The following is a 14,102-nucleotide window of genomic DNA, read 5'->3' on the forward strand; positions in this document are numbered from 1 at the left end:
AAATCTGATATAATATAAGTAAAGTAAAGCCAAGTCTTTGGCTTTTTTTAAAGAGTTTAAATCATATTTTACTAAGAAAATAAAGAGGAGAGATATACATGGCTACTATTCAATGGTTTCCTGGTCACATGTCCAAAGCTCGTCGACAAGTTCAGGAAAATCTTAAGCATGTTGATTTTGTAACAATTTTAGTGGATGCACGTTTGCCACTGTCAAGTCAAAATCCCATGCTAACTAAAATTGTTGGCGATAAACCAAAGCTTTTAATTCTCAATAAGGCTGACCTTGCTGATAGTAATCGTACAAAAGAGTGGCGTAGCTATTTTGAGAGTCAAGGGATTAAAACCTTGGCCATCAATTCCAAGGAACAATCTACAGTTAAATTGGTGACAGACGCTGCTAAGAGTCTTATGGCTGACAAGATTCAACGACTACGTGAACGTGGTATTCAGAAAGAGACCTTGCGAACCATGATTATTGGGATTCCAAATGCAGGGAAATCTACCTTGATGAATCGTTTGGCTGGTAAAAAAATTGCCGTTGTAGGAAATAAACCTGGTGTGACAAAAGGTCAACAGTGGTTGAAGTCTAATAAGGACTTGGAAATTCTGGATACTCCTGGGATTTTGTGGCCTAAGTTTGAAGATGAATTGGTCGGCTTGAAGCTTGCTTTGACCGGAGCTATCAAGGACCAGCTTTTGCCAATGGATGAAGTTACGATTTTTGGCCTTAACTATTTTAAAACTTACTATCCTGAACGTTTAGAAGAACGCTTTAAAGGGATTGACCTTGAAGAAGAGGCGCCAGAAATCATTATGGAAATGACTCGAAAACTTGGCTTCCGTGAAGATTATGACCGTTTCTATAATCTATTTGTCAAAGAAGTTCGTGATGGAAAACTAGGTCGTTACACACTTGATATTGTTGGGGTCGATACTGATGGCGACAATTAAAGAAGTCAAAGAGCAATTGGCCACTTTGACAGACCTTGACGACCACCGATGGGCCAGTTTTGAGGAAGATAGTCGAGCTGGTGTACAGACTGCCATTAAGCAACGCCGTAAAGCTATCCTAGCTGAGATTGCTGAGGAAGAACGCTTAGAGATGATGCTCAGTTACGAAAAAGCGCTTTATGCTCAGGGAATTGAACTCATTGCAGGTGTTGATGAAGTTGGACGTGGCCCTTTGGCTGGGCCAGTGGTAGCTGCAGCGGTGATTTTACCAAAGCTTTGCAAAATAAAAGGTCTTAATGATAGTAAAAAAATACCAAAATCAAAACATGAAGCTATTTATAAGCAGGTCATGAAGGAAGCGGTAGCTGTCGGGATTGGTATAAAGGACAATCATGTGATTGACGATGTTAATATTTATGAAGCAACCAAGCTTGCTATGGCTGAAGCTATTGAAAAACTTAGTCCCAAACCAGAACATTTGTTAGTTGATGCCATGACTTTGGACTTACCAATAGGACAAACATCAATTATAAAAGGGGATGCTAATTCTTTATCAATTGCGGCAGCTTCTATCGTAGCAAAGGTAACCCGTGATAAGATGATGGCTGACTATGATCAGGAGTTTCCTGGTTACGCATTTGCCAAAAATGCAGGTTATGGTACCAAGGATCATTTGACTGGCATAGATAACTTTGGTGTTACTCCAATTCATAGAAGAAGCTTTGAACCCATAAAGTCAATAATAAAAAGTAGGTGAAGTGGCGTGATTTTAGCTATTGATATTGGAGGAACCTTTATCAAGTTTGGGTTAGTTGATGATGATTTTAAGATTAGCAATCAATCTAAAGTTCCAACACCACCAATGTTAGACGACTTTTGGTTGACTTTAGAGCATATTGTCTCGTCTCACAAGGATATCATTTCTGGGATTGCCATTGCGTGCCCAGGAGAAATAAATAGTAAACGTGGCTTCATTTTCAAGGGAGGTCTTATCCCATATTTAACGGCTATTCCTCTTGGATCACGATTGACTAGAACATTTCAACTGCCTGTAAAGGTTATCAATGACGCTGATGCGGCAGCCTTGGCTGAAGCCAGATATGGAAGTCTACAAGACTTAGATTGTGGGGCTGCCTTGGTTTTAGGTACGGGTGTTGGTTTAGGACTTGTCTCACAGAAGGACTTGCTATCACCTCTGTCAGTCACCCAATATCTGCGAGCTCCAAGTCCCCAAAGAATGAGTCAAACCTCTCTACCTTTCCAGTGGGAATTGTTTATGCATGGCTTAGTAAGTCTTGTCGATAATAAGGGGGCTGCAGTAGGCTTTGTTCATGAAGCCAGTCAATTACTTAGGTTAGATCAAGACGATGGTCCAGCCGTATTCTCAGCTATAGAGGGAAATCAATCGGAAGAGCTAAATCTTTTATTTAAAGACTATTGTCATGAAATTGCTGTTCTTGTGCTAAATTTACAGAGCTTCTTTAGGCTGGAGAAAGTTGTTATCGGTGGTGGTATCAGTAGGCAAGGTTCTTTAATAGAAGGAATAAGTGATGCCTATGAGGAGTTATTTAAGGATAAGCCTGAATTAGGTTTTGAGCCCATAACTATTCAAGCCTGTCATTTCCATAACGATAGTAACCTACTAGGCGCGGCGTCTTATTTTGCTTCTGAAAATGATTTATAATCAATGAAAGTTCCATAATGGAGCTTTTTTCTTTTCTGTTACGAATAATGAAAAGGAGGTATCTATATGAATAATTTTGAACTTTTTAAACTTAAAACCGCTGGGTTGACGAATTTGAATATCTTAAATATTTTGGACTATCAAAAGATTCAAGATAGAAAATTGAGTTTACGTGATATGGCAGTGGTATCCAAGTCTAAAAATGCCGTTCTTTTTATGGAAAAGTACAAGAGTTTAGATATTAAACAACTCAAAGAACAATTCGACCATTTTCCTACGCTATCGATTTTTGATAAAGAATATCCCATTGAGCTGAAGCATACCTATAATCCTCCTGTCCTCCTTTATTATCAGGGGAATCTTGATTTACTGAGTAAACCAAAGCTAGCTGTTGTTGGAGCAAGAAAGTGTTCTGAAACAGGCAAACAGTCTGTTCGCAAAATTGTTAGTGAACTTGGGAATCACTTTACTATTGTGAGTGGATTGGCGCGTGGGATTGATACTTGTGCGCATATGGAGGCCTTGAAAAATAAGGGAAACACTATTGCAGTTATCGGGACAGGACTTGATGTTTATTATCCTAAAGAAAATAAAGCTTTGCAGGACTATATGGCCAAAAATCATTTAGTTCTTACAGAATATGGACCGGGTGAACAGCCTCTCAAGTACCACTTTCCTGAACGCAATCGGATTATTTCTGGATTGTGTCAAGGAGTTATGGTCGTAGAAGCTAAGCTTCGCTCGGGAAGTCTGATTACTTGTGAGCGTGCTATGGAAGAAGGAAGAGATGTCTTTGCTATTCCAGGAAATATTTTAGATGGAAAGTCAGATGGATGCCATCACCTAATTCAGGAGGGTGCAAAGTGCATTACGACAGGGTTTGACATCCTTTCAGAGTTTTCTTGAAAATCAAACTTCTCCTATAGAGATAAAGTTTTTTATTGACAGTTAATGAAAAGGACGGTATCATGTTAGTTGCTCGGTCCAAGATGTTTCATTTTTTAATGTCTTGTGACCAGATTTTAGACAGATTAGTGGCGCAGCCAGTTTATAACATTATAAGGAAATAGTCTATGGCGACAGCAACGACAACAAAAACGAAAACTAAAACAACAAAGAAAACGACAGCCAAAAAGGCGACTAAAAAGAGAGCGACACCAAAGAAAAATTTGGTCATCGTGGAGTCTCCTGCTAAAGCGAAAACGATTGAGAAGTATCTTGGCCGCAACTATAAAGTTGTAGCCTCTGTTGGGCATATTCGTGATTTGAAAAAATCAAGTATGTCTATTGATTTTGAAAACAACTACGAACCTCAGTACATTAATATTCGAGGTAAGGGACCTCTTATCAATGAATTGAAGAAAGAAGCTAAAAAAGCCAAGCAAGTCTTTCTCGCAAGTGACCCGGACCGTGAAGGGGAAGCCATTTCATGGCATTTGTCACATATTCTTGGATTAGAGCCAGATGATAAGAATCGTGTCGTTTTTAACGAAATCACTAAAGATGCGGTTAAAAATGCCTTCGTAGAGCCACGCGCCATTGACATGGACTTGGTAGATGCCCAGCAAGCTCGTCGTGTTTTGGACCGTATTGTGGGTTACTCTATTTCACCGCTTCTATGGAAGAAGGTTAAGAAAGGTCTTTCTGCAGGTCGTGTACAATCAGTAGCGCTTAAGCTTATTATTGACCGTGAAAATGAAATTAAGGCCTTTAAACCAGAAGAATACTGGACTATTGATGGTGCCTTTAAGAAGGGTGCTAAGAAGTTTCAGGCTAACTTCTATGGCTTGGATGGTAAAAAGCTTAAGCTCAACAATAATGACGATGTTCAAGCCGTTCTGTCTCGTATCACAAGTGATGACTTTAACGTAGATAAAGTAGAGAAAAAAGAACGCCGTCGTAATGCGCCATTGCCATATACAACATCATCTCTCCAACAGGATGCTGCCAATAAGATTAACTTCCGTACACGTAAGACCATGATGGTTGCCCAACAGTTGTATGAAGGGATTAATCTGGGTTCAGGCGCTCAAGGTTTGATTACCTATATGCGTACGGACTCAACACGTATCAGTCCGGTGGCACAAAACCAGGCTGCTGAATTTATTACAGAACGCTTTGGTTCTAAGTATTCAAAACATGGCAGCAAGGTGAAAAATAGTTCGGGAGCACAAGATGCCCATGAGGCTATTCGACCGTCAAATGTTTTCCAAACACCAGAAAGCATTGCAAAGTATTTGGATAAGGATCAGCTTAAGCTCTATACCCTTATTTGGAATCGTTTTGTAGCGAGTCAAATGACAGCTGCAGTATTTGATACGATGAAGGTGACCTTGTCCCAAAACGGAGTCATTTTCACAGCAAATGGTAGCCAAATCAAGTTTGATGGTTACATGGCCGTTTACAACGACTCTGATAAGAATAAAATGCTTCCTGACATGGCAGAAGGAGATACGGTTAAGAAGGTTGTGACAACGCCTGAACAACACTTCACGCAACCACCTGCCCGCTATTCTGAAGCTACTCTGATTAAGACGCTGGAAGAAAATGGTGTTGGTCGTCCGTCAACTTATGCACCTACACTTGATGTTATTCAACGTCGTTACTATGTTAAATTGGTTGCTAAACGTTTTGAACCAACAGAACTTGGTGAAATCGTTAATAGCTTAATCGTCGAATTCTTCCCTGACATCGTGGATGTTAAATTCACCGCCGAGATGGAAGGAAAACTCGATAAAGTTGAAATCGGTAAGGAACAATGGCAGAAGGTTATTGATGAGTTCTTCAAACCTTTCCAAAAAGAATTGGAAAAAGCTGAAGAAGGTATTGAAAAAATCCAAATCAAGGATGAGCCAGCTGGTTTTGATTGTGACCTCTGTGGTCACCCAATGGTCATCAAACTTGGTCGATACGGTAAGTTCTACGCATGTAGTAACTTCCCAGATTGTCACAATACTAAAGCCATAACCAAAGAAATTGGCGTTACTTGTCCAACCTGTGGTAAAGGTCAGGTCATCGAACGTAAGACAAAACGAAATCGTGTCTTCTATGGTTGTGATCGCTATCCTGACTGTGAATTTACGTCGTGGGATATCCCTGTTGGACGTAACTGTCCTAAATCAGGTGATTATCTCGTTGAGAAGAAAGTCCGTGGTGGCGGCAAGCAAGTTATCTGTAGCAACGAAGAGTGTGACTACAAAGAATCTATTGTTAAATAAAGAAAGCTATCTCAAGTTAAATCTTGGGATAGTTTTTTGTATTTTATCAAAAAAACTGATACTTTCCTTAAATTTGTTTTTTATACTAAGGATGGAAAGAAAGGAGATTAAGTGGTTTTCTGATATTAGATAAATATAAGCTTATATTGAAAACAGAACTATTCTAAAAGAGGTGTACAAATGCAAATAACTGTTAAACAACTTTCAAAATCCTACAAAGATAAGACTATTTTAGACAACATCACATTTACAATTGAATCTGGAACAGTTTCTGGTCTATTAGGAGTAAATGGTGCTGGTAAGTCAACTCTGATGAAAATTCTTTTTGGTTTAGTCCAAAAAAGTAGTGGAGAAATTCGATTTGATGGATCATCCAAAAACAAACATTTATTAGGTGCATTAATCGAAGCACCTGCAATTTATCACAATCTTTCAGCTTTTGATAATCTAAAAACAAAAGCGTTGTTATATGATATTCCTGATTCCAAAATTTTTGAAACCTTAGAAATAATTGGACTTTCAAATACTGGAAAGAAAAAAGCCGGTAAATTTTCATTAGGTATGAAGCAGCGACTTGGGATTGGTATGGCTATTTTAACTGATCCCCAATTTTTAATTCTAGATGAGCCTACTAATGGACTTGATCCTGATGGAATTAATGAACTGCTAGACCTTATTCGTTCCTTAAAAGCAGAAGGAATGACAATTCTAGTTTCCAGTCATCAACTTCTAGAAATTAGTAAGGTTGCTGATCATATTCTTATTCTCGATAAAGGTAAGATTCAATATGATGGTGAAAACAAAAATGTAGATAGTCTTGAGAGACTCTTCTTTAAAATTGTTCATGGGGGTTAGTGATATGCAAAAGATATTCTATTCGGAATTGCTCAAATTACGACATTTAGGAACTACTAAATTCTTAATCATCATACCATTTTTAACCGTTCTTATAGCCTTTTTAATGGGAGGGTTACAGATTTTTGTTCCTTTCTCGGTTTATTGGTGGGAAGCTATCTTTTTATATCTTGTAAATGGTCTTTTGTTTATAGTCGATAGACGTTTAGAAGACCAGGCTGGGCATTTTCAAAATGTTACAAATGGATATTTCACTTGGAAAATTATCTTGATGAAAATGGTGCTTATAGGAATGAGGACATTGATTTCTAGTTTATTCTTACTTGCTTTCCTCAGTCTCGTTGCATTTATTTACACAGGTTTTATTCCAATAAATATTCCTAAAACAGCTATTTCCTTAATCTTAATTTGGATGACAACTTTATGGAACATTCCTTTACTTTACCTAATGTCTAAATACATGAGTCAATTCATCCTATTAGCTCTTAATACATTGGTTTGTCTTTTAATAGCACCCTTTATTGCTCAGAGTCCACTTTGGTTCGTTTTCCCCTATACTTATCACTATAAAATAGCTCAATTTTTATTAAATCTTAAACCATCGGGGGATATTATTGTAAATACGAATCATACTAGCATTCTTCAAGTGTTACTTACGATGATACTATCAATAGTAGTGACATTGTTTTTATCTTTTTCACTTCAAAGGAGGCAATTAAATGCTAAGGAGTGAGTTACTAAAATTTAAGAATACTTTCGGTCTTTATCTTATTCTCAGTTTTGCTGTCTTAGAGATCATTACAATTCCAATGTATGTGAGCTTCGTTCCTAATGGTTTTTCTCTAACTAATTTAGCCATATTATCTTTTTTATGCTATCCGCTATTGACATCATTTTTGTCAATTTTAGGGATTGAACAAGAAAAACACGCTAATCATTATCAAGAAATATCGAGTTATCCTAAGCAAAGACGTTTATGGTTGGCTAAACTTTTAATATCAGACATAGTCCTTAGCCTACCTTCTTTATTCAGTTGGCTTATCATAAACCTCCTTCTTATGAATAGTGTTAATGGATTTGTAGTAAGTCTATCAAGTTGGATGTTAATAGTCTTTCTTAATCATTTTCACTACTTTATACAAGTGAGTCTGAACAGTGTTAGTAATATTATAATCTCTATGGTTGAAATTATTTTTATTATTTTTGCTAGTAATAAAGTTTTCTTGTCTACTCATTGGCTTCCTATTGCTTTACCTTTCAATAGCCTTATCCTTAGTGATTGGAGCCAACTCAATTCCCTTCCTTTATGGATTGTTGGGGTGACTTTGTTATTTATATGTTTAATAGATTATAGAACCAAAAAATAATATAAGAAATAACATAGATAGTGTATTAGTCTTTCGTGGTTATCCTAAAATTTGGTTAGTAGTTTGTCGGAAAAGTAAACTATGTTAGTTAATTTGTTTTTTATACTAAGGATGAAAAGAAAGGAGAGTTATTATGAAACGTTTTAGTCTATCAGGTTTCCAACTCAAATATATAGCCCTAATTACTATGGTATTCGACCATATTCAATATTTTTTTGAATATACAGGAAAAATACCCATTTGGTTTACTATGATTGGGAGATTAGCGGCCCCCTTATTTCTATTTGCTGTGATTGAAGGTTTCGTCCATACACACAATCGAAAAAAATACTTCCTAAGGATTTATGCTTTAGCTATTTTGATGGGATTGATTCAGTTTGGATTTTATAATTTTTTACATCCTCTTGTAAGGCCAGATGGTTTCTTTCCACAAAATATGATGTTGTCATCATTCGTTATCTTGCTCGTTGCTCTTCAAGGTATCGCTTGGATTCAAGAAAGGAAATATCTAAAAGGAATCCCAACCTTACTTTTTCCAATATTACTCCCATTGCTAATGTTGCCTTTTTATCTGCTAAGTGTGAACAAACCTATGTTAGGTTTTCTACTTAAATTACTCAATTTTACAGTGCTACCAGTTCATACATTTATCAGCGATGGAGGAACGTGGTTACTTTTGACTGGTATCGCTATGTATCTTTGTCACAAGAATCTTAAGAAAGAAGTGCTTGCTTTTGTGAGTGTTAGTCTAGTTTGGGCACTAATAGCGATTGTTCTAAGTAGACCTTCTTTTCACGATTTAATGTTTAAATACATTGAATGGATGGAAATATTTGCAGCTCCCTTAATGCTTTGTTATAACGGTCAAAGAGGTAAAGGGTCAAAATATTTGTTCTATGTCTTTTACCCAACACATATTTATCTACTTTACGCCTTGTCAGTTATCTTCTATAGATGATATGATAAGGGTACTTTGTATGAAAGGAGAGGTTATGGCTCAGATACTTGTCGTTGATGATCAGGAAGATATTGTTCAATTTGTTGTAAAGGCTTTAGAGCTCCAAAATCATAAGGTGACGGGGCTTACAAGTGTTTTAGATTTGGATAAGAACTCGTTGCCACGGTTTGACTTGATTTTACTGGATATTATGATGCCTGATGTTGACGGTCTCCAGTTTTGTCATGACATTCGGGATCAGGTGGGTTGTCCTATACTCTTTATTACAGCTAAAACACAAGAGGCAGATATTGTCCAGGGGTTGACTTATGGTGCAGATGATTATATTTGTAAGCCATTTGGGATTAAAGAACTTCAAGCGCGTGTGGCTGCTCACTTGAGACGTGAACATCGTGAGCGCCACCATAAGCTATTAATTGAAAATATTCAGTTTGATTTGTCTGCTCAGGAGCTTTATGTTGAGAATCAGTTGTTAGATTTGACTAGGTCAGAATATCGTATTTGTCAGTTTCTGGCTGAAAATAAGGGCCAAGTCTTTTCCAAAGAGCAAATCTACACGCATTTGTACGGCTATGAGGATAAAGGGAGTCCGACAGCAGTGGCTGAACATATCAAAAATATCCGTGCAAAGCTCAAAAATGTTGGGCAAAATCCTATTGAAACAGTCTGGGGGATTGGTTACAAGTGGCACTAATTAAAAAACGAGAACACTCTCTAAGAACAATCTTATTATCTTATGTCGTCAGTCTTACAGTTCTATCAGCAATCAGTAGCCTGCTTATTTTGTCTTTGTTCAGCTTGTCTTATCGTTTTGGCGTTGTGTTTCCAGCAAATCAGGTAGAAAGTGATTTGTCTGCTGTCAGGAATGAAATTGAAACTTCTAAGGTCTTTAATCCAGATGTCTTGCCTGATGGTACAAGCTATGTCTTCTTGACTAGGGATTTTAAGCTTAAGAAGTCTAACATGCCAGATAATTTGCAAGAAGAATCCTTGCTAGATTACCAATTCAAGAATGTTCATGGTGGCAAATATGGCTATTTTCAGTCATTTGAACGGTCTGATGGCATCGTCATTGTCAATTATCAACTATCACCTCGGTACCGTAATGACTGGATGAACCAGCATTTTCCCAATGCTGATCTATTGATGATTGGCTCAATGATGGTGTCTATACTACTCATATTTATTACTTTAACTTTTTACTATGCTAGTAAATTGAGTCGAGAGTTAAGCACAATATTGAAGGCAACAGAGAAAATAGCAGAGCAAGATTTGGATTTTCAAACTTCTCAGTCTACAATTAAGGAATTTAATCAAGTGTTAAGTGGTTTGGATCATATGCGAGTAGCACTTCGTGAGTCTTTGATGGAAAATTGGAAGGCAGAGCAAGATAAACAAAATCAGATTTCTGCTCTGACACATGATTTAAAGACGCCACTGACAGTTGCCCGTGGGAATGCGGAACTCTTAGCTATGACGCCCTTAGATGCAGAACAGACGGATTTGTTAGAGCATTTTCAAAAAGGGATTGCACAGGTTGATGCTTATGTGAGAGAGTTGTCCGAACTCAACAAAACGAGTTTAAAGAAAACCTTGACGCTTGAAGAAATTCCAGTTAAGGAATTTGTTGAAGACATTTACGATCAAACCCTGTCATTAGCACAAATGAAACAAATCAAAGTGGTATTTGACAAGAAAGAAATTGAGGAAGAAACCAAAGGCAATTGGGACAGCTCCTTGTTAAATCGAGCTTTTATGAATATCCTTTCGAATGCGGTAGAGCATACGCCAAGTGGTAGTCAGTTGCTCTTAACTGCTAGGGTAGAAGAAGATGAGTTCAAGTTTATCTGCCTTGATTTTGGTCCTGGATTTTCCCTTGAATCACTTGAAAAGGCCACTCAGCTCTTTTATCAAGAGGATAAAAGTAGACAGAGCCGCAATCATAGTGGACTTGGTCTGACTATTGCTAATGATATTATTCGCTTACACCACGGTAGTCTTTCTCTTTCAAACGACAATGGCACGGGTGGTGCTAAAGTGACTATCATTTTAACCCTTTAAATACAGATGACTCCTAGTCGCCAGATGAGGAGTTTTTTGCTATACTACTAAGAGTAAAAATGAAGAAAGATTTGTGGGAGCAGGATTTTATCTTGTTCCCGAAGAGGTATTAGTGTCATGTCTCAATCAAAAGCAGATTATATTAACGTGATTGGAGCTGGTTTGGCCGGATCCGAGGCGGCTTATCAGATTGCCAAACGTGGTATTCCAGTAAAACTTTATGAAATGCGTGGGGTCAAAGCAACACCTCAGCATAAGACAACAAATTTTGCAGAGTTGGTTTGCTCTAATTCTTTCCGTGGAGATAGCTTGACCAATGCTGTAGGGCTTCTTAAAGAAGAAATGCGTCGCTTGGACTCTATCATTATGCGCAATGGAGAAGCTCACCGTGTGCCAGCTGGTGGTGCCATGGCGGTGGACCGTGAAGGTTATGCAGAAGCAGTGACAGCAGAAATTGTAAATAACCCACTAATTGAAGTTATTCGTGAAGAAATCACAGAAATTCCTGATGATGCCATTACAGTTATTGCCTCAGGACCATTGACTTCTGATGCTTTAGCTGAAAAAATCCATGAGCTTAACGGTGGAGATGGCTTCTATTTCTATGATGCAGCTGCGCCAATTGTTGATAAAGCGACTATCGACATGAACAAGGTTTACCTTAAGTCACGCTATGACAAGGGTGAAGCAGCTTATCTAAACTGTCCAATGACCAAGGAAGAGTTCATGGCCTTCCATGAGGCCTTGACAACAGCTGAAGAGGCTCCTTTGAATTCCTTTGAAAAAGAAAAGTATTTCGAAGGGTGTATGCCTATCGAGGTCATGGCTAAACGTGGTATCAAGACAATGCTCTATGGCCCTATGAAACCGGTTGGTTTGGAGTATCCTGAGGATTACAAAGGGCCACGTGACGGTGATTTCAAGACACCTTATGCGGTTGTTCAGCTTCGTCAGGACAATGCGGCTGGTAGTCTCTATAATATCGTTGGTTTCCAAACTCACCTTAAATGGGGAGAACAGAAGCGCGTCTTCCAAATGATTCCAGGACTTGAAAATGCTGAATTTGTACGTTATGGGGTTATGCACCGTAACTCTTACATGGATTCGCCAAATTTGTTAAAACAAACCTTCCAATCAAAATCAAACCCTAATTTGTTCTTTGCAGGGCAAATGACCGGTGTTGAAGGTTATGTTGAATCAGCTGCTTCAGGTTTGGTTGCTGGAATCAATGCTGCCCGTCTCTTTAAGGGTGAAGAAGAAGTCATCTTCCCTCACACAACAGCTATCGGTAGTCTTCCATACTATGTGACTCACGCTGAAAGTAAACATTTCCAACCAATGAATGTTAACTTCGGTATTATCAAAGAGTTGGAAGGTCCACGTATTCGTGACAAGAAAGAGCGTTACGAAAAAATTGCTGAGCGTGCTCTTAAAGATTTACAACCTTTTATTCAAGCTTAGTCAACATTAAAATCCCTTACCGAATGCGGTAAGGGATTTTTCAGATCTAAAAGTATTCAATTAACCAAAGAATTTCTTAGCGATATCTTGACCTTGTTTAATTTTAGCCCATTGTTGTGGTGTTGCCAATTCATTACCTGAGTCACATGAGGCGAAACCACATTGGTGAGAAAGGAAGAGACGCTCTTTAGGAAGGATTTGACTAGCTTTTTCAAGCAAGTCAAGAACACGTTCTTCGTCATCAAGTTCAGTTGTTTTAGATGACAAAAGTCCTAGTACAACTTCAGCCTTGCTGTCTTTGAGGGCTTCGAGAGCCTTGATGTCGCCAGCAGTATCGCTGTCCCATTCAAGGAAGAAGCGATCATAGTGTTGCTCTGCCAAGAACTTCTTAGCAATGGCTTCGTAAGTTCCTTCGGCAGCAGAACGGCTTTCATAGTTACCACGACAGTTGTGTGTCCAAACCGTTAAACCAAGTTCGTGAGCATAGTCTACAACCTCGTTATTGATAGCTACAAACTCATCAGCCAATTCTGCCAAATCAGAATTAGCTTCCGCAAAGAAACTTGCAGGGTTTGATGGGTCAAAGAGTTCCCAGAGACAGTCATCAAATTGAACGATTTTTCCACCTACTGCCTTGTATTCTTCCAAGAATTCTTTATAGGCATTAATCAAACCTTTTTTGAGGTCTTCATTAGTTTCATAGACTTGCCCAGGACCAGCCAAACGGTCAAAGATAGCAAGTTCAGTATAAGCATGAGCTGGACCCCAGATAGTTTGTTTAGTATCTTCATCACCAGCTTCAGCTTTAACCAATTTATAGATATCTAGATAATGGTGGTTTTTACCTGAGAGTGGTTCAGTGATACGAATACCAATATCTTTACGAGTCTCATATTGTCCGCCATCGTGGTCTTTGAATGTATAACCGTGCTCAGCAATGTAGCGTTCAATACCTTTGAGACCCCAGACAAAGTCCAAGTGCCACATAGAACGCCCAAACTCACCATCAGTAAGAATATCAATACCGTTAGCCTGTTGGTCAGCCACAATTTGCTTAATATCTGCAGTTTCAGTTTCTTGATAACCGTGGAGGGCATCGTAGAAAGGATACTGGATATCGTCACGGTGCTCGATTTCGTCCTTGTATTTACGGAGATCTGCAGGACGAAGGAGAGAACCAACTAATTGAAATTTAGATTTTGTCATAAGATTCACCTCAAAATAAGATTTTACAACTATAATACTTTTTATTTATTTCGATTGAAAATAGTTATTTTCTTTCTGTGGGTATAGTTTAAGACTATATAAGGTTTTGGTCTGCAAAATGATACTTCCTATAGTAGAATGAAAAGAAAACAATGAAGGTTGGGAACATGCAAAAAACATTTTTTATTATTAAACCAGATGCTGTAAAACGACACTTGATGTGACAAGTTATTGATCGTATTGAACGTCGTGGCTTCATTATTGAACGAATGGAAATGCTGACACTTGATGAAGAACGACTTAAAGAACATTATGCTCAATTGGTTGATAAACCTTTTT

At 38.1% G+C, this 14,102-nt stretch carries 13 protein-coding genes and 1 pseudogene; 13 read left to right on the top strand and 1 reads right to left on the bottom strand.

All coding sequences use genetic code 11. The annotated features are described in order from the left end of the window. Positions 1-98 precede the first annotated feature (98 nt). From ylqF to trmFO, 12 genes are all read left to right on the top strand, one after another. The gene (ylqF, locus tag HMPREF2697_RS03960) at positions 99-953 is read left to right on the top strand and encodes a ribosome biogenesis GTPase YlqF (protein WP_014634567.1); all 855 of its coding nucleotides are present in this window, start codon (positions 99-101) and stop codon (positions 951-953) included. Beyond that, the gene (locus tag HMPREF2697_RS03965; protein ID WP_070849715.1) at positions 940-1,710 is read left to right on the top strand and encodes a ribonuclease HII; all 771 of its coding nucleotides are present in this window, start codon (positions 940-942) and stop codon (positions 1,708-1,710) included. Before ylqF ends, HMPREF2697_RS03965 begins: the two co-directional genes overlap by 14 nt. A gap of 6 nt (positions 1,711-1,716) precedes the next feature. After that, entirely contained in the window at positions 1,717-2,637 is a 921-nt protein-coding gene (locus HMPREF2697_RS03970) for an ROK family protein (RefSeq protein ID WP_070849717.1), read from the top strand. 66 nt (positions 2,638-2,703) lie between these two features. Continuing rightward, complete coding sequence (gene dprA, locus HMPREF2697_RS03975; protein WP_070849720.1) at positions 2,704-3,543, top strand: DNA-processing protein DprA; 840 nt, start codon at positions 2,704-2,706, stop codon at positions 3,541-3,543. 167 nt (positions 3,544-3,710) lie between these two features. Continuing rightward, a complete protein-coding gene (gene topA / locus HMPREF2697_RS03980) occupies positions 3,711-5,855 on the top strand; it encodes a type I DNA topoisomerase (protein ID WP_070849722.1) in 2,145 nt (714 codons plus the stop codon). 180 nt (positions 5,856-6,035) lie between these two features. After that, on the top strand, positions 6,036-6,710 hold the full coding sequence (locus HMPREF2697_RS03985; protein WP_004182437.1) for an ABC transporter ATP-binding protein: 675 nt from the start codon (positions 6,036-6,038) through the stop codon (positions 6,708-6,710). Next, a complete protein-coding gene (locus HMPREF2697_RS03990) occupies positions 6,700-7,443 on the top strand; it encodes a lantibiotic immunity ABC transporter MutE/EpiE family permease subunit (protein WP_050806083.1) in 744 nt (247 codons plus the stop codon). The genes HMPREF2697_RS03985 and HMPREF2697_RS03990 overlap by 11 nt, the downstream gene beginning before the upstream one ends. Further along, positions 7,430-8,077 (top strand): ABC-2 family transporter permease, encoded by a 648-nt coding sequence (locus tag HMPREF2697_RS03995; protein ID WP_004182439.1) that lies wholly within the window; start codon positions 7,430-7,432, stop codon positions 8,075-8,077. The genes HMPREF2697_RS03990 and HMPREF2697_RS03995 overlap by 14 nt, the downstream gene beginning before the upstream one ends. A 133-nt stretch (positions 8,078-8,210) precedes the next feature. Continuing rightward, positions 8,211-9,035, top strand: coding sequence for a TraX family protein (locus tag HMPREF2697_RS04000; protein WP_004182440.1), 825 nt, complete (start codon positions 8,211-8,213; stop codon positions 9,033-9,035). A 34-nt stretch (positions 9,036-9,069) separates the two neighbouring features. Beyond that, positions 9,070-9,729, top strand: a complete 660-nt coding sequence (locus tag HMPREF2697_RS04005) for a response regulator transcription factor (protein ID WP_070849724.1) — start codon at positions 9,070-9,072, stop codon at positions 9,727-9,729. Further along, positions 9,720-11,096 carry a sensor histidine kinase gene (locus tag HMPREF2697_RS04010; RefSeq protein WP_004182442.1) on the top strand — a complete coding sequence of 459 codons (1,377 nt, stop codon included), beginning with the start codon at positions 9,720-9,722 and terminating at the stop codon, positions 11,094-11,096. The genes HMPREF2697_RS04005 and HMPREF2697_RS04010 overlap by 10 nt, the downstream gene beginning before the upstream one ends. 117 nt (positions 11,097-11,213) lie before the next feature. Next, complete coding sequence (trmFO, locus tag HMPREF2697_RS04015; RefSeq protein ID WP_004182443.1) at positions 11,214-12,557, top strand: methylenetetrahydrofolate--tRNA-(uracil(54)-C(5))-methyltransferase (FADH(2)-oxidizing) TrmFO; 1,344 nt, start codon at positions 11,214-11,216, stop codon at positions 12,555-12,557. A gap of 60 nt (positions 12,558-12,617) precedes the next feature. Here the strand turns inward: trmFO and HMPREF2697_RS04020 are convergent, their stop codons facing one another. Next, positions 12,618-13,763 (bottom strand): cobalamin-independent methionine synthase II family protein, encoded by a 1,146-nt coding sequence (locus tag HMPREF2697_RS04020; RefSeq protein ID WP_004182444.1) that lies wholly within the window; start codon positions 13,761-13,763, stop codon positions 12,618-12,620. A 167-nt stretch (positions 13,764-13,930) separates the two neighbouring features. Between HMPREF2697_RS04020 and HMPREF2697_RS10120 the strand changes: the two are divergent. Beyond that, positions 13,931-14,102: pseudogene (locus tag HMPREF2697_RS10120) on the top strand (nucleoside-diphosphate kinase); the annotation flags it as partial.

The sequence above is a fragment of the Streptococcus sp. HMSC064D12 genome (assembly GCF_001837205.1).
Taxonomy (GTDB): Bacteria; Bacillota; Bacilli; order Lactobacillales; family Streptococcaceae; genus Streptococcus; species Streptococcus salivarius_D.

What these genes read in the sequence shown, in the direction of transcription:
- HMPREF2697_RS03995 (WP_004182439.1), top strand. Translation starts at nt 7,430, where the DNA reads ATGCTAAGGAGTGAGTTACTAAAATTTAAGAATACTTTCGGTCTTTAT.
- trmFO (WP_004182443.1), top strand. Translation starts at nt 11,214, where the DNA reads ATGTCTCAATCAAAAGCAGATTATATTAACGTGATTGGAGCTGGTTTG.
- HMPREF2697_RS03990 (WP_050806083.1), top strand. Translation starts at nt 6,700, where the DNA reads ATGGGGGTTAGTGATATGCAAAAGATATTCTATTCGGAATTGCTCAAA.
- HMPREF2697_RS04005 (WP_070849724.1), top strand. Translation starts at nt 9,070, where the DNA reads ATGGCTCAGATACTTGTCGTTGATGATCAGGAAGATATTGTTCAATTT.
- topA (WP_070849722.1), top strand. Translation starts at nt 3,711, where the DNA reads ATGGCGACAGCAACGACAACAAAAACGAAAACTAAAACAACAAAGAAA.
- dprA (WP_070849720.1), top strand. Translation starts at nt 2,704, where the DNA reads ATGAATAATTTTGAACTTTTTAAACTTAAAACCGCTGGGTTGACGAAT.
- HMPREF2697_RS03985 (WP_004182437.1), top strand. Translation starts at nt 6,036, where the DNA reads ATGCAAATAACTGTTAAACAACTTTCAAAATCCTACAAAGATAAGACT.
- ylqF (WP_014634567.1), top strand. Translation starts at nt 99, where the DNA reads ATGGCTACTATTCAATGGTTTCCTGGTCACATGTCCAAAGCTCGTCGA.
- HMPREF2697_RS04000 (WP_004182440.1), top strand. Translation starts at nt 8,211, where the DNA reads ATGAAACGTTTTAGTCTATCAGGTTTCCAACTCAAATATATAGCCCTA.
- HMPREF2697_RS04020 (WP_004182444.1), bottom strand. Translation starts at nt 13,763, where the DNA reads ATGACAAAATCTAAATTTCAATTAGTTGGTTCTCTCCTTCGTCCTGCA.
- HMPREF2697_RS03965 (WP_070849715.1), top strand. Translation starts at nt 940, where the DNA reads ATGGCGACAATTAAAGAAGTCAAAGAGCAATTGGCCACTTTGACAGAC.